The sequence below is a fragment of the Streptomyces sp. NPDC037203 genome, from assembly GCF_055605065.1.
The window spans coordinates 68,042-94,411 of sequence record NZ_JBVJUC010000010.1 but is presented as its reverse complement, the minus strand read 5'-3'; the positions used below and the strand labels follow the sequence as shown (position 1 = coordinate 94,411).

The following is a 26,370-nucleotide window of genomic DNA, read 5'->3' as shown; positions in this document are numbered from 1 at the left end:
TGTGCGAGGCGGACCCGCGAGGGGCCGCGGGGTTACGCCAGATCCCGCTTGGCGGCGATCTTCGACGACAGGCTGTAGATGTCGATGAAGCCCTTGGCCGCCGCCTGGTCGAAGGTGTCGCCGGTGTCGTACGTGGCGAGGTTGAAGTCGTACAGGGACGACTCGGAGCGCCGGCCGGTGACGACCGCGCGGCCGCCGTGCAGGGTCATCCGGATGTCGCCGTTCACCTGCTGGTTCGCCTCGTCGATGAAGCCGTCCAGGGCGCGCTTGAGCGGGGAGAACCACTGGCCGTCGTAGACCAGCTCGCCCCAGCGCTGCTCGACCTGGCGCTTGTAGCGGGCCAGCTCGCGCTCGACCGTGACGTTCTCCAGCTCCTGGTGGGCGGTGATCAGGGCGATGGCGCCGGGGGCCTCGTAGACCTCGCGGGACTTGATGCCGACCAGGCGGTCCTCGACCATGTCGATCCGGCCGATGCCCTGGCCGCCCGCGCGCTCGTTGAGCTGCTGGATGGCCTGGAGGACGGTGACGGGCTTGCCGTCGATCGCGACCGGGACGCCCTGCTTGAAGCTGATGACGACCTCGTCGGCCTCGCGCGGGGTGGCGGGGTTGGAGGTGTACTCGTAGATGTCCTCGATCGGGGCGTTCCAGATGTCCTCCAGGAAGCCCGTCTCGACGGCGCGTCCGAAGACGTTCTGGTCGATGGAGTACGGGGACTTCTTCGTGGTGGCGATCGGGAGCTGCTTGGCCTCGCAGAAGGCGATCGCCTTGTCGCGGGTCATCGCGTAGTCGCGGACCGGGGCGATGCACTTCAGGTCGGGGGCGAGGGCCACGATGCCGGCCTCGAAGCGGACCTGGTCGTTGCCCTTGCCGGTGCAGCCGTGGGCGACCGTGGTGGCGCCGTGCTTCTTGGCGGCGGCGACGAGGTGCTTGACGATCGTCGGCCGGGAGAGGGCGGAGACCAGCGGGTAGCGGTCCATGTACAGGGCGTTGGCCTTGATCGCCGGGAGGCAGTACTCGTCGGCGAACTCGTCCTTGGCGTCGGCGACCTCGGCCTCGACCGCGCCGCACGCGAGGGCGCGCTTGCGGATGACGTCCAGGTCCTCGCCGCCCTGGCCGACGTCGACCGCAACGGCGATGACCTCGGCGCCCGTCTCCTCGGCGATCCAGCCGATGGCGACGGAGGTGTCCAGACCGCCTGAGTAGGCGAGTACGACGCGCTCGGTCACGGGTTTCTCCTCACAGTGCATTCGCTGACATGCATGAGTATGCAGAACTCCGCATGATTCGTCAATCACCCCTCCGGGTGACATGGCCGGAGGGGTGATCCCGGACGGACTGTCCGGGCTGCCGCCGCCGCTGCGCCCGTCTAGCGTCTGAGCATGCGCCCCGGTGTCGTCGCCAGCCTCGTGTCCGCCTCCGTGCTCGGCCTGCTCGGGGCCGCGCCCGCTCCGGCACCGCGCGCACCGGGACCGGTGCCGCTGCCCGCGCGCCTCGCGGACACCGGCGGCAGCACCCAGCTGATCGTGGCGCAGGCGCCGGACACGTCGTCCACGACGGGCACGGTCACCTGGTGGGACCTGCGCGGCGGCACCTGGACGCAGGCCGGCTCCGCGCCCGCGCGGTTCGGGGCGAAGGGGCTGGTCGAGGGGGACGCGCGCACCCAGGGGACGGAGACGACGCCGACCGGGTTGTACGACCTTCCGTTCGCGTTCGGCATCAAGGCGGCGCCGGCCGGCACGCGGATCTCCTACCGGGCGGTGACGGAGAGTTCCTGGTGGTGCGAGGACAACGCGTCGGCGTCGTACAACCGCTGGACCGACCCGCTGCCAAGGGACTGCCGTGCCGCGGAGTCGGAGCGGCTGGGCGCGTATCGCGGGCCGTACGCGTACGGGCTCGTCGTGGGGTTCAACTACCACCGGCCGGTGCGGGGGCGCGGGGCCGGGATCTTCCTGCACGTCGACGGGGCGGGGGCGACGGCCGGCTGTGTGTCGGTGCCGGAGGATGCCATGCGGCGGATTCTGCGGTGGGTGGTGCCGGCGGCGGGGCCGCGTATCGCCATCGGCACCGAGGGCGGCGTCACAGCGGTTAGCCGGTACTGATCTCGCCGGTGCGCCCGTTTCGGCGGGACCGGGGGGCGGCGCGGCGCCGCGGCCCTCAGGCGGGCAGGCCGACCAGGAACGTCGTGCAGCCTGGTGCGCTCTCCACGTCCACCGTGCCGCCGTGCGCCTCCACCACCGCGGCCACGATGGAGAGGCCGAGGCCCGCGCCCGCGGCGGAGGTGTCGCCGTGGCGGCGGTGGTCGGCGCGGGTGAAGCGTTCGAAGACGGCGGAGCGGAGGCCCTCGGGGATGCCGGGGCCGTCGTCGTGGACGCGGAGCAGCACGGCGTCGGGGCCGGGGTCCAGGGTCAGGGTGACCTTGGTGCCGGCGGGCGTGTGCAGACGCGCGTTGGCCAGCAGGTTGGCCACCACTTGGTGGAGCCGGTGGGCGTCACCGGTGACCGTGACCGGGTCCTCCGGGAGGTCCAGGGCCCAGCCGTGGCCGGGGCCCGCGGCGCGGGCGTCGGTGACCGCGTCCAGGACCAGCCGGGTCAGGTCGACCGGGCCGCGCTCCAGCGGGCGGCCCGCGTCGAGGCGGGCGAGCAGCAGCAGGTCGTCCACCATCAGGCCCATCCGCGAGGACTCGGCGGCGATGCGCTCCAGGGCGCGGGTGACCTCCGGCGGAACCGGTCCGGGATGCAGCAGGCCCAGCTCGGCGTGGCCGCGTACCGAGGCGACCGGGGTGCGCAGCTCATGGCTGGCGTCGGCGGCGAACCGCCGCAGCCGCTCCTCGCTGGCGTGCCGTTTGGTGAGCGCGTCCTCGACATGGCCGAGCATGCCGTTGAGGGCCGCGGCGACCTGCCCGACCTCGCTGTGCGGCTCGGCGACGGGGGCCCGCGGGGGCAGCGCGACCACACCGCTGGCGAGCGGGAGTTCGCTGACCCGTGCGGCGGTGGCGGTGACCCGGCCGAGGGGGCGCAGGGACCAGCGGACCCAGAGGGCGCCGGTCACTCCGGCGGTCACCAGGGCGAGGCCGAAGACGACCCCGGCGACCAGCTCCAGGCGGTGCACGGCCGCCTCGACGGGCTTCAGCGGGAGCCCCGCCATCAGCACCTCGCCGTCGCGGCCGGGGGTGGCGACGACCCGGTAGTGGCCCAGGGCGGAGAGTTCGACGGTGTGCGGGCGGCCGTCGGCCGGGATCCGGGCGAGCCGTTGGGCGTCCCGCGCGGTCAGGGTGATGTTCAGGTCGACATTGAGATCGCCGGACCGGATGAGGCCCTTGTCCGTGACGGTGCGCCGCCGCAGGCAGGCGCCGAAGGTGCCGGTGGCCATCCGGCGGGTGTCGGCGGTCTCGTCGCCGTCGTGGTCGTCGGGCAGCTTGCCGTGGTGCTCCAGGCTCTCCGGGAACCGGGTGCCGACCTGGGCGAGCTGTTCGTCCAGGCGCTGGGTGAGAAAGCCGTTCAGCTCGACCACGGCGGCCACCCCGACCGCGGCGCAGCTCACCGCGAGCAGCACCACCAGGCCGAAGGTGATCCGGGCACGCAGGGTGCGGAAGCGGGGCAGCCGGCCGAAGAACCCCCCGGTCACCGGCCTCACCCGGTCACCGGCTTCAGTACGTACCCCGCCCCGCGCACGGTGTGGATCATGGGCTCGCGGCCGGCGTCGATCTTCTTGCGGAGGTAGGAGATGTACAGCTCGACCACATGGGCGCGGCCGCCGAAGTCGTAGGACCAGACCCGGTCGAGGATCTGCGCCTTGCTGAGGACGCGGCGCGGGTTGCGCATCAGGAAGCGCAGCAGCTCGAACTCGGTCGGCGAGAGCTCGATCAGCTCGCCGGACCGGGTCACCTCGCGGGCGTCCTCGTCCATCACCAGGTCGCCGACGACGAGTCCGGGGTCCTCCTCCGGCTCCGGGCGGCGGGCCATCCCGGCGCGGCGCAGCAGCCCGCGCAGCCGGGCCACGACCTCCTCCAGGCTGAAGGGCTTGGTGACGTAGTCGTCGCCGCCCGCGGTGAGCCCGGCGATCCGGTCCTCGACCGCGTCCCGCGCGGTGAGGAAGAGGACGCACACCTCGGGCTGGGTCTCGTGCAGCCGGCGCAGCACCGTGAAGCCGTCCATGTCGGGGAGCATCACGTCCAGCACGACCGCGTCGGGCGTCAGCTCGCGCGCGGCGGCGAGGGCGGCGGCACCGTCGCCGGCGGCGCGCACCTGCCAGCCCTCGTAGCGCAGGGCGCCGGTGAGCACCTCGGCGAGGTCGGGGTCGTCGTCCACGACGAGGACGCGCAGCGCGGTGCCGTCGGGGCGGGTGAGGGCCGGTCGGCCGGAACGGGTCGTGTTCATCGCGCCTCCCAGCATCGCCGGTGCGCGCGGCGGACGGTCGCGGCTCTGGCTCTGAGTTTCCTCTGAGTCCGCTCGGCGGGAATCGTATCCGCTGGTCAGGGCGGTTTGTGAGAGGTCTCTGAGACCTCTGTGAGAAAGCGCTCAGAGAACCGGGCACGGGGCCCTTCTCAGAGGTGCCTCAGAGCTGGGTCCCGCACAGTGGCTGCGCCGGCCGGGGCCCGGTCGGCGGACGAAGGGAACGGCACTGATGACAGCCGTGGACATGAGACGGGCGGCACCGCCCCGGCGAGGGATCGCCCGGCGCTCCCCCGCGGGGCCGCTGCTGGCCGCGCTGTGGGCGGGGGCGGCGGCCGTGATCGCGCTGTGGTGGGCGGACACCGCCTCCGTGGTCGGCGCGGCGGGCTGGCTGACCGGTGCGGGCAGGCTCGCCGGGCTGCTGTGCGGGTACGCCTGCGCGGTGCTGGTCGGCCTGATGGCACGGGTGCCGGCGCTGGAGAACCGGGTGGGCTCGGACCGGGTGGCCCGCTGGCACGCGATGGCCGGGCGGTACACGGTGTGCCTGCTGGTGGCGCACATCGGGCTGATCCTCGCCGGGTACGCGGCGCAGGACCGGGCGTCGCTGTGGCACGAGACGGTCAGCGTGGTGCTGGACTACCCGGACATGCTGAAGGCCACCGCCGGCACGCTGATCCTGTTCGCGGTGGGCATCACCTCGGCGCGGGCGGCCCGGCGGCGGATCCGGCACGAGTTCTGGTACCACGTCCATCTGCTGACGTACGCGGCCGTGTTCCTGGCCTTCTTCCACCAGGTGTCGCTGGGCGAGCAGTTCAACGGCGATCCGGTGGCGACCGCCGCCTGGTACGCGCTCTACCTCGGGGTCGCGGCGCTCGTGGGGTGGTTCCGGGTGCTCGCGCCGATCCGGCTCAACCGGCGCCACCGGCTGCGGGTGGAGTCGGTGCGGCAGGAGGCGCCGGGGGTGTTCTCGGTCGAGGTGCGCGGCCGGGATCTCGACCGGCTGGGCGCGCGCTCCGGGCAGTTCTTCCGGTGGCGGTTCCTCGCCAAGGGCATGGCCTGGACGTCCACGCCGTACTCCCTGTCGGCACCGCCGCGCCCGGACCGGCTGCGGATCACGGTGAAGGCGCTGGGCGACCACAGCGCGGCGGTGTCCACACTCCGGCCCGGCACCCGCGTGTGGGCGGAGGGTCCCTACGGCGCGCTGACCGCCGACCGGGCCACCGGCGGGCGGTCCCTGCTGATCGCGGCCGGTGTCGGCATCACCCCGCTGCGGGCCCTGTTCGAGACGCTGCCCGGCGAGGTCACGCTGCTGTACCGGGCGCGTTCGGCCGAGGACCTGGCGCTGGGCGCCGAGCTGGAGGCGATAGCGCGGTGGCGCGGCGCCGAGGTGCTGTACGCGCTGAACGGGCCGCGCGGCGAGCGCCCCCGCATCACCGCGGAGTCGCTGCGCGCGCGGTTCCCCGATCTGCCGGCCCGCGACGTGTACATCTGCGGGCCCCACGGGTTCGCGCGGGATGTGTACGAAACCCTGCGCGCGGCCGGTGCGCGGGACCACCGCATCCATCACGAGTCGTTCGAGCTGTGAGAGTTGTGAGGCCGAGGTCATGCACGCATTGAGGAAGAACCGCCCGCTGCGCCGCGTCGTGCTGGCGAGCGCCACGACGGTCTCCGCCGTGGTGCTGCTGCTGTCCCTGAAGCCGCACACCAGTCCCGGTCTCGTCGGGGGCGTGTCGGCTCCCGCCCCGCCGAGCGGCGCGGGCGCGCCGTCGTCGTCCGGGAGTTCCCCTGCGCCCGGTGGCGCCCCGGCCGCCTCGGGTGCCGCGAAGACCGTCACCGGAGAGACCGCGCAGACCCGCTGGGGCCCGGTCCAGGTACGGGTGACCATCAAGGACGGCAAGCTCACCGACGTGACGGCCCTCCAGTACCCCACGGCCAACCCGCGCGACCACGAGATCGCCGGCTACGCCCTCCCCCAGCTGCGGCGCGAGGCGCTGGCCGCGCAGAGCGCGCAGATCGACATGGTCTCGGGCGCGACCTACACCAGCACCGGCTACCGGCAGTCCCTCCAGTCCGCGCTGGACCAGGCCCGTGGGTGAGGCGGTGCGGCACGCGGAGGAGGTCATGGGGACCGTGTTCTCCTTCGAGGTGCGGGGCGGGGAGCCCGGTGCGGTGCGGGCGGTGCTCGGGGACGTCGTGGCCCGGCTGCACGACGTGGACGCGGTGTTCAGCACCTACCGGGAGGACAGCGAGGTCTCGCGGCTGGCCCGCGGTGAGACGGACGTGGAGCGGTGCGCGCCCGAGGTCGCGCAGGTGCTGGAGCTGGCGGCGCACGCGGAGCGGGTGAGCGGGGGGTGGTTCAGTGCGTGGTACCGGGGGGTGCTGGATCCCACCGGGATCGTGAAGGGCTGGTCGGCGGAGCGGGCGGCGCGGCGGCTGGCCGGGGTGGCGGGGGTGTCCGGGGTCAGCGTCAACGGCGGCGGGGACGTGCAGTCGCTGGGCGCGCCGGAGCCGGGGCGGCCCTGGCGGGTGGGGATCGCGGACCCGCTGCGGCCGGGCGGGCTGGCCGCGGTGGTGTCGGGGGCGGGCGAGCTGGCGGTGGCCACGTCGGGCACGGCCGAGCGGGGTGCGCACATCGTGGACCCGCGCACGAGGGAGCCCGCGGTGACGGACCTGGTGTCGGTGACCGTGGTGGCACCCCGCCTGACCTGGGCCGACTGCTGGGCCACGGCCGCGTTCGCGCGGGGCTCGCGGTCGGGGCTCGGCTGGCTGGAGTCGCTGCCCGGTGCCGAGGGACTGCTGCTGACGGCAGACGGCGAGGTGCTGCACACCACGGGGCTGGCCGCGTACATAGAGTGAAAATGGGTTGAAAGGGAAATTTTTTCTCCCAGGAGCCATCCCAGTCCCGTCCTCGGACGTACCCCCGGTGAACGAAATTTCCGGGAGGAACGTTATGTCCATCTTCAGCAGTCTGCTTCCCCGAGACGGCGGCCACGGCGGCCACGGACACGGCCGGGACCACAACGACGACCGGTTCGACGCCTTCGACCGGCACGACGACCACGGCGACCGGCACGGCGACCGGCACGGCGGCGACCACGGTCACGGCGGCCACGGTCATGGCGGCCACGGCGGCCACGGCGGCTACTGACCACCCCGCACAGGCTGAGCGGACCGGGACCCGGAGGACCCGGTCCGCCAGGCCGCTGTCCGAGGAACGGATCCCATGACGCGAGTCCTGCGGCGTCTGCTGTCCTGGGGAGACCCCGAGGACCCGTCCTCCGGGACCCCCGAAGCCTCCGGCGATGTCGTCGCCGCCGCGCCCCTCCTCTCGCCGCGCGCGGTCTTCCGCCGGTTCTGGCCCTACACCCGCGGCAACCGGCGCTGGCTGGTCCCGCTGCTGCTGCTCAGCCTGACCGGACCGGTCGTCGACGCCGGTGAGCTGTGGCTGTTCAAGAGCGTCGTGGACCAGGTGCTGGTCCCCCGGAACCTGGGCCCCTTCCTGTGGATCGCCCCGGCCTACCTGGGGCTGATCCTGTGCTCCGGCATCCTCGGGTTCGCCGACGAGATGACCTCCACCTGGGTCGGCGAACGGTTCCTGCTCTCCCTGCGCTGCGACGTCTTCCGGCATGTGCAGGGCCTGTCCCTCGGCTTCTTCGAGCGCCGCCGGCTCGGCGATGTGCTCTCCCGTGTCACGGGTGACGTGGACGCGGTCGAGACCTTCCTGCTGTCGGGCGTGGCGGACGCCCTGTACTACATGCTCCAACTGGCCGTATTCGCCGGCCTGTTGTTCTATCTGAGCTGGGACCTCACGCTGCTCGCGCTGGTCATCGTGCCGCTGTTCTGGGGCGCCGCCCGGCACTTCTCGCGGCTGATCAAGGACGCCTCGCGGGAGCGCAGACGGCGCACCGGATCGCTCAGCGCGATCGCCGAGGAAGTGCTCGGCAACGTCGCGCTCGTGCAGGCGTACAACCGGCAGGGCTGGGAGGCGCGCCGGTTCGAGCGGGAGAACGTGGGCCGGTTCCGGGCGGTGATGGCCTCGACGCGGATCAGGTCCCTGTACGCCCCCCTGGTGGAGATCATCGAGGTGGCGGGCGGGCTCGCGGTGCTGGGCCTCGGCACCTGGAAGCTCTCCCAGGGCCAGCTCACCCTGGGCGGCCTGCTGGTCTTCCTCGCCCTGATCGGCAAGATGTACAGCCCCGTGCACGGCCTGTCCGGGCTCGGCACCACCTTCTACACCGCCGCCGCCTCGGCCGAGCGGATCATCGAACTGCTGGACCAGCGGCCCCAGGTCACCGAGCGGGCCGGCGCCCGTCCCGTCGGCCGGGCGCGCGGGGCGGTGGAGTTCGACGGGGTCTGGTTCCGCTACCCCGGCACCACCCCCTGGGCCCTCTCCGGCGTGTCGTTCCGGGTGGCGCCCGGCGAAACGCTGGCGCTGGTCGGGGCGAGCGGCGCGGGCAAGTCCACGGCCGCGCGGCTCCAGCTGCGGTTCTACGACCCCGACCGGGGCGCGATCCGGCTCGACGGCACCGATCTGCGCGAGCTGCGCCTGGCCGATGTGCGCGAGAACGTCGCGGTGGTGCTCCAGGAGACCCTGGTCTTCCACGGCACCGTGCGGGAGAACATCGCCTACGGCCGCCCGGAGGCGTCCGAGGCGGAGATCGTCGCGGCGGCGCGGGCGGCGGACGCGCACGAGTTCATCGAACGGCTCCCGGACGGCTACGACACCCTCGTCGGCCAGCGCGGCCGCACCCTGTCCGGCGGCCAGAGCCAGCGCCTCGCGATCGCCCGCGCGATGGTCAGGGACGCGCCCGTCCTGCTGCTGGACGAGCCGACCACCGGGCTCGACGCGGATTCGGGCCGCCGGATCATGGAACCGCTGCGCCGGCTGATGGCCGGGCGGACGACCATCGTCATCTCGCACAACCTGCTCACCGTGCGCGACGCCACCCGGATCGTGGTGCTCGACCGGGGCCGGGTCGTGGAGGACGGCGCCCACGGCGATCTGCTGGTGCGCGACGGGACGTACGCCCGGCTGCACCGGCTGAGCACCGGCACCGTGCTCTCGTAGCCCGGCCGGCCGTCACGTCAGCTGGGACGGCACATGGGGCTCCCGTGTCAGCACATGCCCGGTCTGGAGGTGGGCGCGGGCGAGGACCGTGCCGTCGGCGGAGGTCAGCCGGGCACCGTTGACCGCGTCCGCGTCGACGGGCACCTGCGCTCCCCAGTGGCCCTGCCCGTCGCGCACGGTGAAGTCGCCCACCCGCACGGTCGTGCCGTCGGAACGCTCCAGCACACAGCTGACCCGGCCGGTGTACGCGCTGCCGTGCCCGGCCAGGTCGACGGAGACGAAGATCCAGCCGGGGCTGCCGGGATGGGCGTAGACCTCGCCGATGGACGACCCGCCGGCCGAGTTCGCGGTCATGTCCCCGACCAGCATGGGCTCGGACTCCATGGTGTGCGGGGGCGAGGCGGTGACCGTCTCCACGGCGGTGCCGATGCCCCAGCCGGCGAACCCGGCGACCACCGCGAGACCGGCCGCGGCCGCCCCGAGCCGGATCCGGGAGCGGCGCGCCCGCCCGCGCAGGACCGTGAGGACCGGGGGGCGTGTGGCGTGCCCGCCCGCGGCCGCCTGCTGGGCGAGGCTGCGCGCCACCCGCGTCTCGAAGCCCAGCGGCGGCTCCTGGCAGGGCAGCAGTCCGATCAGCCGGTCGCCGACCAGGGTCAGCTGGCGGACGAACTCCCGGCAGTCCGCGCAGGTGTCCAGATGGGCGATCGCCTCCGCGCGCTCGCGTCCGGGCAGCACGCCCAGCGCCAGCTCGGCGCCGATCTCGCGCGTCTTCTCGCAGTTCGCGTCACTGGACATGGCCGCCTCGCTCCGGAGCCGACAGGGTGGTGCGCAGTTTGCCCATCGCCGCCCTGATGCGCGTCTTGGCGGTGCCCAGCGGGATCTGTTCCGTGTCGGCGACCTGCTGGGCGGTCATTCCGTAGACGCCGGCCATCATCAGGGCCCGCGCCTGCTCGCGGGGCAGCCGGGAGACGGCGGCCCGCAGCCGGGCGGATGCCTCGTCGGCCAGCGCCCACCGCTCGGGGGTCTCGGTGACGGTGCCGAGCAGGGCGTCGAGGTCCTCGGGGGCCACCGGCTCGGTGCGCCGGGCGCGTACGGCGTCGATGGCCAGGTTGTGCGCGATCGTGGTCAGCCAGGTGGTGACCGAGCCACGGCGCGAGTCGTAGATCTGCGCGTGCCGCCACGCGCGTTCGAACGTCTGCTGGGCGACGTCCTCGGCGAGCTGGCGGTCCCCGGTGACGGCCATGGCGACGCCGAAGACCCGGTGCTGGAAACGCCGTACGAAGACGACGGCCAGCTCCTGGTCTCCGGTGGCCAGCCCGGACAGCAGAGCCTCGTCCGGGAGGCGCCCCACGGGGAACCGCAAACCCGACACACCTCTTCATACGGCCGACGGCCACGGGGAGATTGCCGCTTCCATTCTCCGCCGGCTGGCCGGGCCCCGCATGCCGGTCGGGACCCGGCTCAGTGGCCGTTCTGCGCGAGCCTGAGCAGATGGTCCGCGAGCGCCTGGCCGCCGGTCGGGTCGCGGCTGATCAGCAGCAGGGTGTCGTCGCCCGCGATGGTGCCGAGGATGTCGTGCAGTTCGGCCTGGTCGATGGCCGAGGCGAGGAACTGGGCGGCGCCCGGCGGGGTGCGCAGCACGACCAGGTTGGCCGAGGCCTCCGCGGAGATCAGCAGCTCCTGGGACAGGCGCCGCATCCGCTCCTCCTTGGCGGACTCGCCGAGCGGTGCGCGCGGGGTGCGGAAGCCGCCCTCGCTGGGCACGGCGTAGATGAGGTCGCCGTCGTTGTTGCGGATCTTGACCGCGTTCAGCTCGTCGAGATCCCGGCTCAGCGTCGCCTGGGTGACGCTGAGCCCGTCGTCGGCGAGCAGCTTGGCGAGCTGGCTCTGCGAGCGGACCGGTTCCCGGTTGAGGATGTCCACGATCCGGCGGTGCCGTGCGGTGCGGGTCTGCGGCACGGCGGGCCCGGCACCTGTCTGCTGCTCGTGCTCCTGCGCCTGGCTCATCGTCGTCTCATTCTCCGGATCGTCCGTCCCCGCCTGCGTCGAGGATGCCGGGCAGCGCCTGGAGCAAGGCACCCGCCTCGTCGTCGCGCAGGTTCAGCGGAGGCATGAGCCGTACGACGTCGGGGGCGGGGGCGTTCACCAGGAACCCGGCCTCCTGGGCCGCCTGCTGCACCTGGTGCGCGCGCGGCCCGGTGAGCACGATACCCAGGAGCAGGCCCGCACCCCGGACATGGTCGACCAGGGGGTGGCCCAGCGCCTCGATGCCGTCGCGCAGCCGCTCGCCCTGCCGCTTCACGTTCTCCAGCAGTCCCTCGCCCTCGATGGTGTCGAGGACGGCGAGGCCGGCGGCGCAGGCGACGGGGTTGCCGCCGAAGGTCGTGCCGTGCTGGCCGGGCTGGAGCAGGTCGGCGGCGCGGCCGAAGGCGACGGTGGCGCCGAGCGGGAGGCCGCCGCCGAGCTGCTTGGCGAGGGTGACGACGTCGGGCAGCACGCCCTCGTGGGCCTGGTAGGCGAACCAGGTGCCGGTGCGGCCGACGCCGGTCTGCACCTCGTCCAGGACCAGCAGGGCACCGGTGGCGGCGGTGATGGCGCGGGCCGCCTTGAGATAGCCGGGCGGGGGCACCACGACGCCGTTCTCGCCCTGGATCGGCTCGATGATCACCAGGGCGGTGTCCGCGGTGACGGCCGCGGCCAGGGCCTGGGCGTCGCCGTAGGGGACGTGGGTGACCTCGCCCGGCAGCGGCCGGAAGGGGTCCTGCTTGGCGGGCTGCCCGGTGAGCGCGAGGGCGCCCATCGTACGGCCGTGGAAGCCGCCCTCGGTGGCGACGACATGGGTGCGCCCGGTGAGCCGGCCGATCTTGAAGGCGGCCTCGTTGGCCTCGGCGCCGGAGTTGCAGAAGAACACCCGGCCCTCGCGGCCGAACAGCTGGAGCAGCCGTTCGGCCAGCGCGATGGGCGGCTCGGCCATGAACAGGTTGGAGACATGGCCCAGGGAGGCGATCTGCCGGCTGACGGCGGCCACGATCGCGGGGTGGGCGTGGCCGAGCGCGTTGGTGGCGATGCCGCCGACGAAGTCGGTGTACGCGCGGCCCTCGGCGTCCCACACGGTGGCGCCCTCGCCGCGCACCAGCGGCAGACGGGGGGTGCCGTAGTTGTTCATGAGCGCGCCCTGCCAGCGCTGCGCCAGGTCCTGGTTACCCGTCTGATTCCCCGTCACGATGCGTCCTTTGCGGGCTCGTCGGGCACGACCATGGTGCCGATGCCCTCGTCGGTGAAGATCTCCAGCAGGATGGAGTGCTGCACCCGGCCGTCGATGACGCGGGCGGTGTGCACGCCGCCGCGCACGGCGTGCAGGCAGCCCTGCATCTTCGGGACCATGCCGGAGCTCAACTCCGGCAGCAGCTTTTCCAGTTGGGTCGCGGTGAGGCGGCTGATCACCTCGTCGGAGTGCGGCCAGTCCTCGTAGAGGCCCTCGACATCGGTGAGAACCATGAGGGTTTCGGCGCCAAGGGCCGCAGCGAGTGCCGCAGCCGCCGTATCAGCATTGACGTTGTAGACATGACCGTCGTCCTGGCTCCGGGCGATGGAGGAGACGACCGGGATGCGGCCGTCGGCGAGCAGGGCCTCGATGGCGCCGGTGTCGATCGCGGTGATCTCGCCGACGCGCCCGATGTCGACCAACTCTCCGTCGATCTCGGGCAGATGGCGGGTGGCGGTGATGGTGTGGGCGTCCTCGCCGGTGAGGCCGACGGCGAGCGGGCCGTGCTGGTTGAGCAGGCCGACCAGTTCGCGCTGCACCTGTCCGGCCAGCACCATCCGTACGACGTCCATGGCCTCGGCGGTGGTGACCCGCAGGCCGGCCTTGAACTCGCTGACGATGCCGTGCCGGTCGAGGGCGGCGCTGATCTGGGGGCCGCCGCCGTGCACCACGACCGGCTTGAGCCCGGCGTGCCGCAGGAAGACGACGTCCTGGGCGAAGGCGGCCTTCAGCTCCTCGTCCACCATGGCGTTGCCGCCGAACTTGATGACGACGATCTTTCCGTGGTGCCGGGTCAGCCAGGGCAGCGCCTCGACGAGGATCTGCGCCTTGGGCAGGGCCGTGTGCTTGCGGGTCGTGGTCATGAGGAGTAGGCGCTGTTCTCGTGGACGTAGTCGGCGGTCAGGTCGTTGGTCCAGATCGTCGCGGTCTCGGTGCCGGCGGACAGGTCGGCCACGATGTGGACCTCGCGGTAGCGCATGTCGACCAGGTCGCGGTCCTCGCCGACGGCGCCGTTCTTGCACACCCAGACGCCGTTGATGGCGACGTTGAGCTGGTCGGGCTCGAAGGCGGCGCTCGTGGTGCCGATCGCGGACAGGACGCGGCCCCAGTTGGGGTCCTCGCCGTGGATGGCGCACTTGAGGAGGTTGTTCCGGGCGATGGAACGGCCCACCTCGACGGCGTCCGCCTCACTGGCCGCGCCCACGACCTCGACCTTGATGTCCTTGCTGGCGCCCTCGGCGTCGCCGATGAGCTGGCGGCCGAGGTCGTCGCAGACCTGCCGTACGGCCTCGGCGAAGGCGTCCGGATCGGGGGTGACCCCGGAGGCGCCGGAGGAGAGCAGCAGCACGGTGTCGTTGGTGGACATGCAGCCGTCGGAGTCGACGCGGTCGAAGGTGACCCTGGAGGCGGCGCGCAGGACCTTGTCCAGGGTGGCACCGTCCACGTCGGCGTCGGTGGTGAGCACGACCAGCATGGTGGCGAGGCCGGGGGCGAGCATGCCGGCGCCCTTGGCCATGCCGCCGACGGTCCAGCCGTCCCCGGTCGCCACGGAGGTCTTGTGCACGGTGTCGGTGGTCTTGATGGCGATGGCGGCCTTCTCGCCGCCGTGCTCGGACAGCTGGGCGGCGGCGGTCTCGATGCCGGGGAGCAGCTTGTCCATGGGCAGCGGGACGCCGATGAGGCCGGTGGAGCAGACGGCGACCTCGATGGCGCCGCGCCCCAGCGCCTCGCCCGCCTTCTCGGCGGTGGCGTGGGTGTCCTGGAAGCCCTGGGGGCCCGTACAGGCGTTGGCCCCACCGGAGTTGAGGACGACGGCGGAGACCTGGCCGGCCTTCATGACCTGCTCGGACCACAGCACCGGCGCGGCCTTGACGCGGTTGGCGGTGAAGACGCCGGCGGCGGCCCGGCGGGGCCCGTCGTTGACCACGAGGGCCAGGTCGGGGTTGCCGTTTTGCTTGATCCCGGCGGCGATGCCCGCCGCCCGGAATCCCTTGGCTGCCGTGACGCTCACGGTGCGACTCCGATCGTGGAAAGCCCGGTGGTCTCGGCGAGACCGAGGGCGAGGTTCATGCTCTGGACGGCACCGCCGGCGGTGCCCTTGGTCAGGTTGTCGATGGCGCTGATGGCGATGATGCGGCCCGCGGCCTCGTCGTACGCGACCTGCACCTGAACGGCGTTCGAGCCGTGGACGGCGGCCGTCGCGGGCCACTGGCCCTCGGGCAGCAGGCGGACGAAGGGCTCCTCGGCGTACGCCTTCTCGTACGCGGCGCGCACCGCCTGCGCCCCCACTCCGTCGCGGGCCCTGGCGCTGCACGTGGCGAGGATGCCGCGGGGCATCGGGGCGAGGGTCGGGGTGAAGGAGACGGTGACCGGCTCCCCCGCGACCGCGCCGAGGTTCTGGATCATCTCGGGGGTGTGCCGGTGGCCGCCGCCGACGCCGTACGGCGACATGCTGCCCATGACCTCGCTGCCCAGCAGGTGCGGCTTGGGTGCCTTGCCCGCGCCCGAGGTGCCGGAGGCGGCGACGATCACGGCCTCGGGCTCGGCGATCCGCGCCGCGTACGCCGGGAAGAGGGCGAGGGTCGCGGCGGTGGGGTAGCAGCCGGGTACGGCGATCCGCCTGGTGCCGGTGAGGGCGGCGCGGGCGCCGGGGAGCTCGGGCAGGCCGTAGGGCCAGGTGCCGGCGTGCGGGGAGCCGTAGAACTTCTCCCAGTCGGCCGCGTCCGCCAGCCGGAAGTCGGCGCCCATGTCGATCACCAGCACGTCCGGGCCGAGCTGCTCGGCGACGGCGGCGGACTGTCCGTGCGGCAGCGCGAGGAAGACCACGTCGTGCCCGGCGAGGGCGTCGGCCGTGGTCGCGGCCAGCACCCGGTCGGCCAGCGGCCACAGATGCGGCTGGAGCGCCCCGAGCCGCTGCCCGGCGTTGGAGTTCCCGGTCAGGGTTCCGATCTCGACCTCGGGGTGCGCGAGGAGCAGCCGCAGGACCTCTCCGCCCGCGTACCCGCTCGCTCCGGCAACCGCCGCACGTACCGCCATGTCCGTCCTCCTCTGGATGGCATGACTATACGCATCTATGCACGTTTATGCAATGAGTATGCGGAGGGAATGGCCTCTCCACCGCGGGCTCCTTGGCGCCTGCGAGGGCGGCCGCTCACTTCTCGGCCGCCAGCCGCGGTGCGGTGCCCGGCAGCATGATCCAGCGGGAGACCACGAAGGTGACGGGGATCGCCGCCGCCGAGGCGAGCAGGGGGGCGAAGCGGCTTCCGGCGCGCAGCACGTCCACGATCACGTACACCCCCGCCGTGGTGATCACGAAATTCGCGGCGTTGGTCAGCGGGAACAGCAGGAATTTCCGCCAGGTCGGGCGGATGCGGTAGGTGAACCGCGCATTGAGGAAAAAAGAACCGACCATGCTCAGCGCGAAGGCGAGGACATGCGCGGCGAGATAGGGCAACCGGACGAGGAACAGCAGGTAAAGGCCGTAATACACGGCCGTGTTGAGCACGCCGACCACGGCGAAGGTGACGATCTGTCGCGCTATCAAGGAATGAGATCCTTCGTCCGTTCCACATTGGTCGCCTTCACCAGGAAGTGCGGGCGGCCCTTCACCTCGTAGTAGATGCGTCCGGTGTACTCCCCGATCACTCCCAGCATGACCATCTGTACACCGGCGAGGGCGGTGACCGCGGTGATGATGGTGACATAGCCGGGCGTCTGCACCCCGTGCAGCAGCGCGGCGACCACGATCCAGGCGGTGTAGAGCCCGGCGCACAGCAGCAGGCCGACGCCCAGCCAGAGGGCCGCGCGCAGCGGGCGGTTGTTGAAGGAGAGGACGCCGTCGAGGCCGTAGTCGAGCAGTCCGCGCAGGCTCCAGGAGCTGCTGCCGGCCTCGCGCACCGCGTTCTCGTACGCGAAGGTGGTGCTGGGGAAGCCGACCCAGGCGAACAGGCCCTTGGAGAAGCGGTTGTACTCGGTCAGGCCGAGCACCGCGTCCACCACCCGGCGGGACAGCAGCCGGAAATCGCCCACGCCGTCCACGAGTTCGACGTCGACCAGGCGGTTGACGAGACGGTAGTAGAGGCGGGCGGTGAGGGTGCGGGTGCGGCGGTCGCCGGTGCGGGTGCGGCGGGCGATGACCTGGTCGTAGCCCTGTTCGCGCAGCCGGACCATGCGGGCGATCAGCTCGGGCGGGTGCTGGAGGTCGGCGTCCATGACGACGACCGAGTCGCCGGAGGCGTGCCGCAGTCCGGCCAGCAGGGCCGCTTCCTTGCCGAAGTTGCGGCTGAAGGAGACGTAACGCACCCGCGGGTCGCGGCCTGCGAGGTCTTCCAGCAGGGCGAGGGTGCGGTCGCGGCTGCCGTCGTCGACGTACACGAACTCCATGTCGTGGCCGAGCGGCAGCAGGTCGTCGGCGGCCTTCTGGACGGCTTCGTGGAAGCGTTCCAGGACGGCTTCCTCGTTGTAGCAGGGCGCGACGATCGATATCAGCATGACGGATGTCCCCCAGGAGCGCGGTCAGGACGCGGCGGCCACGCGCTCGCGCGGTGCCGGTGGTGTGGTCGGGGCGGGCGGCGGGGTGCGTCGGCGGCGGACGGCGGTCGCGGCGGTGAGCAGCAGGAGCACAGCGAGCGAGGCGAGGCCGACGGCCGTGCCCAGCCGGTGGCCGGGCGGGCGGAAGGTGCAGGTCAGGGTGGTCTCGGTGCCGTCCAGGGGGACGGCGATCAGGCCGTGGTACTGCCGGGCGGGGCGGGCGGGGCCATGCCCGGCGGCGCAGCGCCAGCCGGCGATCCGGGGCGCGGCGAGGACGGCGAGCCCCTTGCTGTGGGCGGGGAGCCGGGCGCGTACGGTGCCGTCCGCGACGGTGACCGAGGTGGCGCCGGTGGCCTTGAGGCGGGCGGCGGCGGCGCCCAGCCGGGCGGTGTCCAGGCAGCCGACGGCTCCGGGCGGAATGCGGCCGGGCCGGTCGGGGACCAGGTCGATCCGTACCCGCCCGGAGTCGGGGGCGCGGCCCAGGGGCGCCATGGCGGCCAGGGCGCGCCCGCGGTCGGCGTGGAACCGGGCGGGAGCGTTCGTGTCCCCGTCCAGCCGCGCGGTGCCGGAGAAGTCCGGGGCGGCCAGGTAGATCTGGGTGCCGGCCGGGCAGCGGGCGGTGATCACCGGCCCGGTCAGCGCGTCCCCGGAGCCGACCCGGCGGCCGGGGACCGGCGTCCCGTCGTCGCCGCGCACGCTGCTGCGGGGCACGGTGTAGACGCGACTGCCGAGCAGCAACTCCTGGTTGCGGTACGGCGACGGGCCGAAGGGCGTGGCGTCGGGGGCGGTGCGCACGGTCACCAGGGGCGGCACGTCCCGCCGGGTGACGGTCGGCGCGGCGGTGTCACCGGGCAGCCGGGTCCGGTGCGGGTCGGGCGGGCTGTGCACCCGTGCGCCGACGGAGAAGATCACGTCCGTGACGGCGTTGTCGAGGCTCTGCACGGCCCGGCCGCCCGAGGTCCAGCCGCCGCCGAGGGCGGTGAGGGTGCGGGTCAGGACGTCGGAGGTGAGGCTGCTGTAGTAGGCGGCGCCCTGGCCGCCGACCGCCATCGGGTCGTTGGCGACGGTCTGTTCGCGGCCGGGGTCGGTGCGGTAGCGGGGCCAGCCGTCGGCGCGGGCGATCGCGGCGGCCTGGAGCCGCTGCCGCTCGCCCCAGGGCGCGTAGTCGTCCAGGTGTTTGAGGCGCAGCCCGCTCGCCACGGCGGCGCCGGCCGCGCTCTCCCCCGCCTGCGCGCCGAGCAGTACGAGCACGGCCAGCACGGCGAGCCGCCCCCGCTGCCCGCTGCGGCGCAGCAGGGTGAGCCCGGTGAGCGCGCCGCCGGTGCCGAGCAGCAGCACGGGCCAGGTGTGCGCGTGCACCAGGTCCGTGCGGCTCGCGGCGGCGGTGGCCACGGCGAGCAGGGCAGCGGCCGCGCCGAGGGCGGGCAAGGCCGGCGGGCCGTACGACAGTGTGTGCCAGGCGGCGATGACCAGCAGCCCGCACAGCACGAAGGCCTGCCGGTAGGAGCTGCCCTGGGGGATGGCGAAGGCGTGCCAGGCGAGGCTGGTGGGCGCCCATTGCAGGGAGAGGGCCACCGCGAGCGGCAGCGCGGTCCAGCAGGCGCGGACGCGGGCGGGGACGGCGCGGTGGAAGGGCAGAGCGAGGGCGAGGAGCAGGGCGGTGGTGCCGACGTAGAGCGCCGGGGAGCTGTAGTCGTACGTCGCGGGCAGCAGCCGGGCGAGCAGGTTCTCGGCCGGGACCGGGTGGAACCGCACGAGGCGGCCGGGGTAGGCGTGCCTGGTACCGAGGTAGACGACGGCGAGCAGGGGGGCGGCGAGGCCGATGCCGAGGACGGCGGTGAGCGCGGCGCGGCCGGCTCTGAGCAGCGCCTGCCCGAGCGGCGGGCGGGCGATCAGCAGCCGTGCCACCAGGACGAGTCCGGCGCCGAGGGTGGCCATGTAGGCGGTGTAGAAGTTGGCGCTCCAGGCGAGCGCGACGAGGAGCACGCCGAGGACCCGGCGCTGTCCGGCGAGGGCCCATTCGCCGGCCAGGCACAGCAGGGGCAGTGCGATCAGCCCGTCGAGCCACATCGGGTTGTAGTCCGCGGCGAGGGTCCAGCCGCACAGCGCGTACGACGCCCCGAGCAGCCCCGCCGCCCACCAGCGGCCGGGCCGCAGGCACAGCAGCAGCCAGGCCATGGCCGCCGCGGCGCACGCGATCTTCAGGACGGTGATCACGTAGACCGCGAGGTCGATCCGGTCGCGGGGGAAGACCGCGACGAGCGGCGCGAACGGGCTGGAGAGATAGGTGCCGAGGTCGGGCAGGAAGCTGGAGCCGTACCCGGACTGCCAGTCGACCAGCAGCCCGCCGTCCGCCCTGCCGTGCAGCAGGTCCCAGAGGTGGGCGTGCAGGGGTACGTACTGGTTGCCCAGGTCGTTGACGCTGCGGGTGCGGGAGCCGAAGGGATAGCTGCCGGCCAGCAGATCTCCGGCGCACAGCCCCACACCCGCGAGGAGAGCGGCGAGAAGCGCGGCGGCCCGGCGCCCGGCGTGCGGCACGGTCGAACGGTCCATCGGTCGGCAGGCCCCCTGTGAATTCTCCTTGGATTTCGCCGACTTAGACGGGAGAGCATTCCGAACGGTTGTGCCCTCGACGGGAGTCGATGCGTTATCGGACGAACACCGGCCGGAAATCGAGGATGTGATGTCCGGCCGGGAAACACGGCCTTTCCCGCACGTTATTCAGAGGTGTTTCCAAGGTGCTGTGTTATTCCGGAGCGTGCCGCACCGGGCCCCTAAGACCGGGCCTCCCGCGCGGCCGGGCCCTCGAAGCGGAGGTTCCAGTGGCGCCCGCGGCCGGTGAGGGTGGTGGTCGACAGGGGGCGGACGTCGAGGTTCCAGTAGGTGGCGGGCGGGGCCTTCAGGGCGTAGACGAGGGCCGCGCGGATCACCGCGGGCTCGGCGACCGCGACGATCCGGGTGCCGTCGTCGGCGGGTCGGGTCTCCAGCCAGCCGCCGACGCGGGAGACGAAGTCGAGCAGGGATTCGCCGCCGTGCGAGGTCGCGCGCGGATCGGCGAGCCAGGCGTCCACCGCCGCCGGCTCCCGTGCCATCGCCTCGCCGAGCGTCAGCCCGCGCCAGCGCCCCATGTCGCAGTCGCGCAGCGCGAGCTGGGCCAGCGGGGCATAGCCCAGGGCGTCGCCGGTGGCGCGGCTGCGCCGGGTCGGCGAGCAGTAGCGCAGCTCGGCGGCGGCCAGCGGCAGCAGCTCGGCGGCGGCGCACCGCACCTCGTCCCAGCCGGCCTGGTCCAGCGGCCGGTCGTCGTCGAAGCGCTCGGCGAGCAGCGGGGCACTGCGTGCGGCGGCGACGAACGTCACCCTCAGTGGCATGCGGTGATGGTGGGGCCGCACGGCACGCCGGTCAAGGTTTCCCGCCGGTGCGGTACCAGCGGTGAGCGGCCGCTCACTCGAAGCGGTGGACCATCCAGGTGCCGGGGCGTTCCAGCGGTGTGAAGCCGACCGTCTCGTACACCCCGTGCGCGTCCTCGGTACAGAGCAGGATGCGGCGCACGCCGAACGCCGCCAGGTGGTCGCGGACGGCGGCGACGAAGGCGGTGCCCACGCCCTTGCCGCGCACCGAGCGGTCGACGTACACATCGGCGAGCCAGGCGAACAGCGCCCGATCGGTGACCCCGCGCGCGTAGGCGACCTGCGCGCCGGAGGCCGTGTCGTAGACCCCGAAGTTGATCGAGGACGCCATGGCCTCCTCGTGCTTCGCGCGGGTGCGGCCCTTCGCCCAGTAGGCGTCGGCCGACAGCCAGCGGTGGACCAGGTCCACATCGACGCGGTCGGTGTCGGCGGAGAACTCGTAGCCGTCGGGAAGCCGGAGGCGGGACGTGGCAGTCATCCTTTGATCGTCGCAGCTCCGGGGCGTGGAGGCGAGCCGTCGACTCCGGTACGGCACACCGGGGTTCGGCTACAGCACCTCGTCGCAGGCCGCCCGCAACCGCCGCATCCCCTCCGTGATCTCCCCGAGGCCCGCCACCGCCGCGAAGCTCAACCGCACGTAAGGCGCCGGGGGCTCGGCGCTGAAGTAGGGGCGGCCCGGAGTGAGGGCCACGCCCGCGCGCAGGGCCGCGGCGCCGAACGCGTCGTCGTCGGTGCCCTCCGGCAGCCGCGCCCACAGGTGGTAGCCGCCGGACGGGATGTGCGGCAGGGCGAGTTCGGGCAGGCGCAGCGCGAGCGCGCTCGTCATGGCGTCCCGGCGTTCCTTCAACTCACCTGACAGGGACCGCAGATGGCGGGGCCAGGCCGGTGAGCCGACCAGTTCGAGGGCGGCCTCCTGGAGCGGGCGGGGCACGAAGAAGGAGTCCACCACCTGGATCGCGCGCAGCCGTTCGAGAACCGGGCCGTGCGCGGCGAGCGCACTCACCCGGAAGCTGGGCGAGGTCGCCTTGGTCAGCGAGCCGACGTGCACCACCACGCCGTCGGGGTCGTCGGCGGCCAGCGGGTTGGGCAGCGGACCCGCGTCGGCGTGCACGAGGCGTCGTACGAAGTCGTCCTCCACCACGAAGGCACCGGCCGCGCGGGCGATGGCCAGCACCTCGGCGCGCCGGTCGGGGGCGAGGACCGCGCCGGTCGGGTTCTGGAAGAGGGGCTGGCAGACGAACAGCCGGGCGCCGGTGGCCCGGAAGGCGTCCGCGAGCAGCTCGGGCCGGACGCCGTCGCGGTCCACCGGCACCGGGACCGGGCGCAGTCCGCCCGCGCGGGCGAGGGCCAGCATGCCGGGGTAGGTGGGCGACTCGACCAGCACCGGGGCACCCGGCGGCGCGAGCGCGCGCAGCGCGGTGGCCAGTGCGGACTGCCCGCCGGCCGCGATCAGCACCCCGGCGGCGGTGACCGCGCCGCCGATCTCGCGGGCGAACCACTCGCGCAGCTCCGGCAGCCCCTCCAGCGGTGGCCGCCCCCAGGCGCCGGGCCGCCGCCCCGCGCGGGCGAGCGCCGCCGCCATGGCCCGCTCGGGCTGGAGCGAGGGGTGCGGATAGCCGCCGTTGAACTCCAGCACGCCGGGCGGCGGGGCGGCCAGCGAGACGGTGACCCCGGTGGCGTCCACGGTGCGCGGTACGAGGTCGGCGGCGCCGTCGGCGCTCAGCGCGACCTCCTGCCAGGAGGTGTCCCCGGCCGGCGCCTCGGGGGTGCGCGGCCGGGCCCGGAAGGCGCCCGCGCCGGGCCGGGTGACGACCAGTCCCTCGGCGGCCAGCCGGGCGAGCGCGCGCGAGACGGTCACCGGGCTCACCCGGAACCGCTCGACCAGCGCCCGGCTCGATGGCAGCTTTCCACCTGGTGAGTAGCGGTTCAGCTCTCGCCGCAGCTTTTCCGCCAGTTCTCCCACGCTGCTACGCTCTTGCATGAAGACACAGAGTAGCGCTATCGATTCCGGCCCGATAGCGGTCACCGCTCCCCCGGCGCAGCGCCAAGCGCTCGGCACCGCGCTCGCCGCGCTCGGCGTCGCCGCCTTCTCCCTCACCTTCCCGGCCACCGCCTGGGGCCTGGAGGGCTTCGGCCCCTGGACGCTGGTGACCGTGCGCAGCGTCCTTGCGGCCCTGGTCGCGGGCGGCGCCCTGCTGGCCCTGAAGGTACGGCCGCCCGAGCGGCGCCGGCTGCGCGGCCTCGCGGTCGTCGCGCTCGGCGTGGTGCTCGGCTTCCCGACGCTGACCACGCTCGCGCTGCGCACCTCCACCACCGCGCACGCGGCCGTCGTGGTCGGCCTGCTGCCGCTGACCACGGCCGTCTGCTCGGCGCTGCGCACCGGCCACCGCCCCTCCCGCCGGTTCTGGCTCGCGGCGGTGGCGGGTGCGGCGGCGGTGCTGGCGTTCACGGCTGTGCAGAGCGGGGGCGCGCTCACCGCGGCCGACGGCTGCCTCTTCGCTGCCCTGCTGGTGTGCGCGGCCGGATACACCGAGGGCGGGCTGCTGGCCCGCGAGATGCCGGGCTGGCAGGTCATCGGCTGGGCGCTGGTGCTGTGCCTGCCGCTCACCCTGCCGGCCGCCGCGCTGGCGTTGTGGTACGAGCCGTTCACCGTGACCGCGCACGGGATCGCCGGTCTGCTCTGGGTGGCGCTGGGTTCGCAGTTCCTCGGTCTGGTCGTCTGGTACCGGGGCATGGCGGCCATCGGGGTGCCCAGGGCGAGCCAGTTGCAGTTGGCCCAGCCCCTGCTCACACTGGTGTGGTCGGCGCTGCTGCTGGGCGAGCACTTCACGGCGGCCGCTCCCCTGACCGCTGTCGCCGTGCTCGTGTGCATCGCCGTCACCCAGCGGTCGTGATCGTTGAGAGGGGCCTGGAGATGCGCGCATCCAAGGGCGACCGGCTTGTCCAGCACGGCAGGGTGGTCGGCCAACACGACCAGGAGTCCGAAGTCGTCGAGGTGATGGGGCAGGAGGGCAGTCCGCCCTACCGGGTCCGTTTCGAGGACGGGCACGAGGCGATCATGTCGCCGGGACCCGACTGCCAGGTCAAGCACCACGAGGACCGGCAGAGGTAGGCACGGCGTCCGCCGGTTCGGCGGTCGAGCGGTCCGGCGGTTCAGCGGGGCGGGCTCGCCGGTCGGGTGTAGTGGTCCGCGACCACGCGGCGCATCGCCCCGATCGGATCGTTCGCCACGTCCCCGGCGGCGAAGAAGATGTGCCCGCCCACCTGCGGACGGCGGGCGGCGAGCGTGAGGTGCCGGGACAGCTCCGCCGGGTCCTGCCACGCCTCGGGCCGGCCGTCCGCGCCCGCGGCCCCGGCCCGGTACAGCGCCTCGCCGATGTACAGCCGCGTCCCGCTGCCCTCGGCGACCCGCGCCCACCAGTCCAGCAGCGTCCCGTAGTCCGCGCCGCTCGCGCCGATCTCCCAGTACAGCTGGGGCGCGATGTAGTCGATCCAGTTCTCGCGGACCCAGGTGCGGGTGTCGGCGTACAGGTCGTCGTACGTCTGCGCGCCCGCGTCCGTATCGGAGCCGCGCGGGTCGGTCGACGCGTTGCGCCACACCCCGAAGGGGCTGATCCCGAACCGGGTGCCGGGCCGCACCCGCTTGATGCCGGCCGCCATCTCCCTGACCAGCCGGTCGATGTTGTCCCTGCGCCAGTCGGCCCGGCTGGTGAAGGCGCCGCGGTAGCGCTCGTACGCCTCGTCGTCCGCGAAGGCCTCCCCGTCCTCGGGGTAGGGATAGAAGTAGTCGTCGAAGTGGACCGCGTCCACCGGGTAGCGGGCGACCGCGTCGAGCATCGCCCGCTGCACGAAGGCGCGCACGGCGGGCAGGCCGGGGTTGTAGTAGAGCTTTCCGCCGTACGGCACCGCCCAGTCGGGGTGGACGCGCGCCGGGTGGGCCGGCGTGAGGAGACCGGGATCGGTGTGGTTCGCGATCCGGTACGGGTTGAACCAGGCGTGCAGCTGGAGCCCCCGCGCGTGGGCCTCGCGCACGGCGGTGCCCAGCGGGTCCCAGCCGGGGTCGCGGCCCTGGGTGCCGGTGAGGAACTGCGACCAGGGCTCGTACGGCGAGGGCCACAGCGCGTCGGCGGTGGGCCGCACCTGGAGGATCACGGTGTTCAGCCGGTCGCGCACCGCCCGGTCGAGGTGGGCGGTCAGCTCCTTCTCCTGCGCGGCAGCGGTCAGACCGGGCCGCGAGGGCCAGTCCCGGTTCTCGACGGTCGCCATCCACACGCCCCGCATCTCGGTGACCGCGCGGGCACCGGGCGCGCCGGTGGCCCCCCGGGTCCCGGACGGCCCGCCCCCGGACCGCTCGCCCCCGCCCCGCCTGATCTCCGCGGTCCCGGTCGCCGCGGCACCGCACCCGGCCGTGGTCAGCGCGGACAGCGTCGCCAGGGCGAAATCCCGGCGTGAGAGGGGTCCCATTCGGCCACTTTTCCTTACGTTGCGGATCTGTACGGTCACGGAAGGTCTCCGTGGCCAAGAATGCCCGCACCCACACGATCGATCATCGATACTTCGCGGTAACGTGCACGATCGGAGCAGGCGCCGAAACCCGGAGGTCTGCCAGCCAAGCCGGAGAACAGCGAAGGGGACGATGTGACAGGCATCCCATCGGGCGATATCGCGCGCGTCGGAGTCGTGGGCTGCGGCCAGATGGGCGCGGGCATCGCCGAGGTGTGCGCCCGCGCGGGACTGGACGTGAAGGTCGCCGAGACCACCGGCGAGGCCCTGGAGATCGGCCGTACCCGGCTGTACAACTCCCTGTCCAAGGCGGCCGAGCGCGGCAAGATCTCCGAAGAGGAGCGGGACGCCACCCAGTCGCGGCTCGGCTTCACCACGGACCTCGGCGAGTTCGCCGACCGCGACCTGGTGATCGAGGCGGTCGTGGAGAGCGAGGCCGTGAAGACGGAGATCTTCCAGGTCCTCGACCAGGTGGTGACCCGGCCGGACGCGATCCTGGCCTCCAACACCTCCTCCATCCCGCTGGTGAAGCTCGCGGTCGCCACCTCGCGCCCGGACCACGTCGTCGGCATCCACTTCTTCAACCCGGCCCCGGTGCAGCAGCTGGTCGAGCTGATCCCCGCGCTCACCACCTCCGAGGGCACCCTCAGCCGGGCCCAGGTCTTCGCCGAGAAGACGCTCGGCAAGCACGCCATCCGCGCCCAGGACCGCTCCGGCTTCGTGGTGAACGCGCTGCTCGTGCCCTACCTGCTCTCCGCGATCCGGATGTTCGAGTCGGGCATCGCCAGCCGCGAGGACATCGACAACGGCATGGAGATGGGCTGCGCCCACCCGATGGGCCCGCTGAAGCTGTCCGACCTGATCGGCCTGGACACCATCGTCTCCATCGCCAACTCGATGTACGCGGAGTACAAGGAGCCGCTGTACGCCGCTCCTCCGCTGCTCCAGCGCATGGTCGAGGCCGGCCGGCTCGGCCGCAAGACCGGCTCGGGCTTCTACCCCTACGGCTGATCACCCTCAGCTACCGACAGACGTGCCCGGCACCGGAATCGGTGCCGGGCACATCCGTTTCACACACCGTGTGCGCGCCGGGCCCGCAGACGTCCACCACACACGCTCCCCACGCGACCACCAGGCGAGTTCACTCTTCATGCACATGCAAGGGGGTACGGAACCCCCCGTTCGACTACGGAAAGGAGTGGACCC

Annotated in this window: 26 protein-coding genes; 9 read left to right on the top strand and 17 right to left on the bottom strand. The window is 73.2% G+C overall.

Going from position 1 to position 26,370, the window contains the following annotated elements; translation table 11 throughout:
• Positions 1–32: 32 nt before the first annotated feature.
• Positions 33–1,226: an argininosuccinate synthase gene (locus ACZ7EC_RS25170; protein WP_471065919.1), complete on the bottom strand. Its 1,194-nt coding sequence runs from the start codon at positions 1,224–1,226 to the stop codon at positions 33–35.
• Positions 1,227–1,379: 153 nt separating this feature from the next.
• Between ACZ7EC_RS25170 and ACZ7EC_RS25165 the strand changes: the two genes are divergently transcribed.
• Positions 1,380–2,099: a L,D-transpeptidase family protein gene (locus ACZ7EC_RS25165; RefSeq protein ID WP_471065917.1), complete on the top strand. Its 720-nt coding sequence runs from the start codon at positions 1,380–1,382 to the stop codon at positions 2,097–2,099.
• Positions 2,100–2,154: 55 nt separating this feature from the next.
• Here the strand turns inward: ACZ7EC_RS25165 and ACZ7EC_RS25160 are convergent, their stop codons facing one another.
• The gene (locus ACZ7EC_RS25160) at positions 2,155–3,624 is read right to left on the bottom strand and encodes a sensor histidine kinase (RefSeq protein WP_471065915.1); all 1,470 of its coding nucleotides are present in this window, start codon (positions 3,622–3,624) and stop codon (positions 2,155–2,157) included.
• Between the two features lie 5 nt (positions 3,625–3,629).
• Entirely contained in the window at positions 3,630–4,376 is a 747-nt protein-coding gene (locus ACZ7EC_RS25155; RefSeq protein WP_471065913.1) for a response regulator transcription factor, read from the bottom strand.
• Positions 4,377–4,623: 247 nt separating this feature from the next.
• Between ACZ7EC_RS25155 and ACZ7EC_RS25150 the strand changes: the two genes are divergently transcribed.
• The 5 genes from ACZ7EC_RS25150 (at position 4,624) to ACZ7EC_RS25130 (ending at position 9,459) form a co-directional block, all read left to right on the top strand.
• A complete protein-coding gene (locus ACZ7EC_RS25150) occupies positions 4,624–5,976 on the top strand; it encodes a ferredoxin reductase family protein (protein WP_471065911.1) in 1,353 nt (450 codons plus the stop codon).
• Positions 5,977–5,995: 19 nt separating this feature from the next.
• Positions 5,996–6,487: an FMN-binding protein gene (locus ACZ7EC_RS25145; protein ID WP_471065909.1), complete on the top strand. Its 492-nt coding sequence runs from the start codon at positions 5,996–5,998 to the stop codon at positions 6,485–6,487.
• Between the two features lie 25 nt (positions 6,488–6,512).
• Complete coding sequence (locus ACZ7EC_RS25140; RefSeq protein WP_471065908.1) at positions 6,513–7,247, top strand: FAD:protein FMN transferase; 735 nt, start codon at positions 6,513–6,515, stop codon at positions 7,245–7,247.
• A gap of 94 nt (positions 7,248–7,341) precedes the next feature.
• A complete protein-coding gene (locus ACZ7EC_RS25135; RefSeq protein ID WP_471065906.1) occupies positions 7,342–7,539 on the top strand; it encodes a hypothetical protein in 198 nt (65 codons plus the stop codon).
• 75 nt (positions 7,540–7,614) lie between these two features.
• Entirely contained in the window at positions 7,615–9,459 is a 1,845-nt protein-coding gene (locus ACZ7EC_RS25130) for an ABC transporter ATP-binding protein (protein WP_471065904.1), read from the top strand.
• A 12-nt stretch (positions 9,460–9,471) separates the two neighbouring features.
• On the opposite strand, the gene ACZ7EC_RS25125 is transcribed toward ACZ7EC_RS25130, so the two are convergent.
• The 13 genes from ACZ7EC_RS25125 to ACZ7EC_RS25065 form a co-directional block, all read right to left on the bottom strand.
• On the bottom strand, positions 9,472–10,254 hold the full coding sequence (locus tag ACZ7EC_RS25125; protein ID WP_471065902.1) for a zf-HC2 domain-containing protein: 783 nt from the start codon (positions 10,252–10,254) through the stop codon (positions 9,472–9,474).
• Positions 10,244–10,831, bottom strand: a complete 588-nt coding sequence (locus ACZ7EC_RS25120) for an RNA polymerase sigma factor (RefSeq protein ID WP_471065901.1) — start codon at positions 10,829–10,831, stop codon at positions 10,244–10,246. Before ACZ7EC_RS25120 ends, ACZ7EC_RS25125 begins: the two co-directional genes overlap by 11 nt.
• Before the next feature lie 89 nt (positions 10,832–10,920).
• Positions 10,921–11,466, bottom strand: a complete 546-nt coding sequence (locus ACZ7EC_RS25115; protein WP_471065900.1) for an arginine repressor — start codon at positions 11,464–11,466, stop codon at positions 10,921–10,923.
• Between the two features lie 7 nt (positions 11,467–11,473).
• Positions 11,474–12,625, bottom strand: a complete 1,152-nt coding sequence (locus tag ACZ7EC_RS25110) for an acetylornithine transaminase (RefSeq protein WP_471066198.1) — start codon at positions 12,623–12,625, stop codon at positions 11,474–11,476.
• A gap of 53 nt (positions 12,626–12,678) precedes the next feature.
• Positions 12,679–13,587, bottom strand: coding sequence for an acetylglutamate kinase (argB, locus tag ACZ7EC_RS25105; RefSeq protein ID WP_471065898.1), 909 nt, complete (start codon positions 13,585–13,587; stop codon positions 12,679–12,681).
• Positions 13,584–14,735, bottom strand: coding sequence for a bifunctional glutamate N-acetyltransferase/amino-acid acetyltransferase ArgJ (gene argJ, locus ACZ7EC_RS25100; RefSeq protein WP_471065896.1), 1,152 nt, complete (start codon positions 14,733–14,735; stop codon positions 13,584–13,586). The genes argB and argJ overlap by 4 nt, the downstream gene beginning before the upstream one ends.
• Positions 14,732–15,760: an N-acetyl-gamma-glutamyl-phosphate reductase gene (gene argC, locus ACZ7EC_RS25095; protein ID WP_471065894.1), complete on the bottom strand. Its 1,029-nt coding sequence runs from the start codon at positions 15,758–15,760 to the stop codon at positions 14,732–14,734. Before argC ends, argJ begins: the two co-directional genes overlap by 4 nt.
• Positions 15,761–15,875: 115 nt before the next feature.
• Positions 15,876–16,268 carry a GtrA family protein gene (locus ACZ7EC_RS25090; protein ID WP_471065892.1) on the bottom strand — a complete coding sequence of 131 codons (393 nt, stop codon included), beginning with the start codon at positions 16,266–16,268 and terminating at the stop codon, positions 15,876–15,878.
• The gene (locus ACZ7EC_RS25085; RefSeq protein WP_471065890.1) at positions 16,265–17,215 is read right to left on the bottom strand and encodes a glycosyltransferase family 2 protein; all 951 of its coding nucleotides are present in this window, start codon (positions 17,213–17,215) and stop codon (positions 16,265–16,267) included. Before ACZ7EC_RS25085 ends, ACZ7EC_RS25090 begins: the two co-directional genes overlap by 4 nt.
• Before the next feature lie 24 nt (positions 17,216–17,239).
• The gene (locus ACZ7EC_RS25080) at positions 17,240–19,807 is read right to left on the bottom strand and encodes a YfhO family protein (protein ID WP_471065888.1); all 2,568 of its coding nucleotides are present in this window, start codon (positions 19,805–19,807) and stop codon (positions 17,240–17,242) included.
• Positions 19,808–20,028: 221 nt separating this feature from the next.
• Complete coding sequence (locus ACZ7EC_RS25075) at positions 20,029–20,622, bottom strand: histidine phosphatase family protein (RefSeq protein WP_471065886.1); 594 nt, start codon at positions 20,620–20,622, stop codon at positions 20,029–20,031.
• A gap of 73 nt (positions 20,623–20,695) precedes the next feature.
• Entirely contained in the window at positions 20,696–21,139 is a 444-nt protein-coding gene (locus tag ACZ7EC_RS25070; protein ID WP_471065885.1) for a GNAT family N-acetyltransferase, read from the bottom strand.
• A gap of 69 nt (positions 21,140–21,208) precedes the next feature.
• The gene (locus tag ACZ7EC_RS25065; RefSeq protein ID WP_471065883.1) at positions 21,209–22,642 is read right to left on the bottom strand and encodes an aminotransferase-like domain-containing protein; all 1,434 of its coding nucleotides are present in this window, start codon (positions 22,640–22,642) and stop codon (positions 21,209–21,211) included.
• Between ACZ7EC_RS25065 and ACZ7EC_RS25060 the strand changes: the two genes are divergently transcribed.
• Both ACZ7EC_RS25060 and ACZ7EC_RS25055 read left to right on the top strand, forming a co-directional pair.
• Positions 22,641–23,555, top strand: a complete 915-nt coding sequence (locus tag ACZ7EC_RS25060) for a DMT family transporter (RefSeq protein WP_471065881.1) — start codon at positions 22,641–22,643, stop codon at positions 23,553–23,555. The genes ACZ7EC_RS25065 and ACZ7EC_RS25060 overlap by 2 nt on opposite strands.
• 20 nt (positions 23,556–23,575) lie before the next feature.
• Complete coding sequence (locus ACZ7EC_RS25055) at positions 23,576–23,773, top strand: DUF1918 domain-containing protein (RefSeq protein WP_471066196.1); 198 nt, start codon at positions 23,576–23,578, stop codon at positions 23,771–23,773.
• A 41-nt stretch (positions 23,774–23,814) separates the two neighbouring features.
• Here ACZ7EC_RS25055 and ACZ7EC_RS25050 read toward each other — a convergent pair whose 3' ends face one another.
• A complete protein-coding gene (locus ACZ7EC_RS25050; RefSeq protein ID WP_471065879.1) occupies positions 23,815–25,125 on the bottom strand; it encodes a glycoside hydrolase family 10-like protein in 1,311 nt (436 codons plus the stop codon).
• Positions 25,126–25,299: 174 nt separating this feature from the next.
• On the opposite strand from ACZ7EC_RS25050, the gene ACZ7EC_RS25045 reads away from it, so the two are divergent.
• Positions 25,300–26,175: a 3-hydroxybutyryl-CoA dehydrogenase gene (locus tag ACZ7EC_RS25045; RefSeq protein ID WP_471065877.1), complete on the top strand. Its 876-nt coding sequence runs from the start codon at positions 25,300–25,302 to the stop codon at positions 26,173–26,175.
• The last annotated feature ends 195 nt before the right edge of the window (positions 26,176–26,370 follow it).

Coding starts and splice junctions, on each gene's coding strand:
- ACZ7EC_RS25050 (WP_471065879.1), bottom strand. CDS start 25,125: ATGGGACCCCTCTCACGCCGGGATTTCGCCCTGGCGACGCTGTCCGCG.
- ACZ7EC_RS25060 (WP_471065881.1), top strand. CDS start 22,641: ATGAAGACACAGAGTAGCGCTATCGATTCCGGCCCGATAGCGGTCACC.
- ACZ7EC_RS25155 (WP_471065913.1), bottom strand. CDS start 4,376: ATGAACACGACCCGTTCCGGCCGACCGGCCCTCACCCGCCCCGACGGC.
- ACZ7EC_RS25070 (WP_471065885.1), bottom strand. CDS start 21,139: ATGACTGCCACGTCCCGCCTCCGGCTTCCCGACGGCTACGAGTTCTCC.
- ACZ7EC_RS25135 (WP_471065906.1), top strand. CDS start 7,342: ATGTCCATCTTCAGCAGTCTGCTTCCCCGAGACGGCGGCCACGGCGGC.
- ACZ7EC_RS25130 (WP_471065904.1), top strand. CDS start 7,615: ATGACGCGAGTCCTGCGGCGTCTGCTGTCCTGGGGAGACCCCGAGGAC.
- ACZ7EC_RS25145 (WP_471065909.1), top strand. CDS start 5,996: ATGCACGCATTGAGGAAGAACCGCCCGCTGCGCCGCGTCGTGCTGGCG.
- ACZ7EC_RS25065 (WP_471065883.1), bottom strand. CDS start 22,642: ATGCAAGAGCGTAGCAGCGTGGGAGAACTGGCGGAAAAGCTGCGGCGA.
- argB (WP_471065898.1), bottom strand. CDS start 13,587: ATGACCACGACCCGCAAGCACACGGCCCTGCCCAAGGCGCAGATCCTC.
- ACZ7EC_RS25140 (WP_471065908.1), top strand. CDS start 6,513: ATGGGGACCGTGTTCTCCTTCGAGGTGCGGGGCGGGGAGCCCGGTGCG.
- ACZ7EC_RS25055 (WP_471066196.1), top strand. CDS start 23,576: ATGCGCGCATCCAAGGGCGACCGGCTTGTCCAGCACGGCAGGGTGGTC.
- ACZ7EC_RS25085 (WP_471065890.1), bottom strand. CDS start 17,215: ATGCTGATATCGATCGTCGCGCCCTGCTACAACGAGGAAGCCGTCCTG.
- ACZ7EC_RS25080 (WP_471065888.1), bottom strand. CDS start 19,807: ATGGACCGTTCGACCGTGCCGCACGCCGGGCGCCGGGCCGCCGCGCTT.
- ACZ7EC_RS25075 (WP_471065886.1), bottom strand. CDS start 20,622: ATGCCACTGAGGGTGACGTTCGTCGCCGCCGCACGCAGTGCCCCGCTG.
- ACZ7EC_RS25165 (WP_471065917.1), top strand. CDS start 1,380: ATGCGCCCCGGTGTCGTCGCCAGCCTCGTGTCCGCCTCCGTGCTCGGC.
- ACZ7EC_RS25115 (WP_471065900.1), bottom strand. CDS start 11,466: ATGAGCCAGGCGCAGGAGCACGAGCAGCAGACAGGTGCCGGGCCCGCC.
- ACZ7EC_RS25125 (WP_471065902.1), bottom strand. CDS start 10,254: ATGTCCAGTGACGCGAACTGCGAGAAGACGCGCGAGATCGGCGCCGAG.
- argC (WP_471065894.1), bottom strand. CDS start 15,760: ATGGCGGTACGTGCGGCGGTTGCCGGAGCGAGCGGGTACGCGGGCGGA.
- ACZ7EC_RS25150 (WP_471065911.1), top strand. CDS start 4,624: ATGACAGCCGTGGACATGAGACGGGCGGCACCGCCCCGGCGAGGGATC.
- ACZ7EC_RS25110 (WP_471066198.1), bottom strand. CDS start 12,625: ATGAACAACTACGGCACCCCCCGTCTGCCGCTGGTGCGCGGCGAGGGC.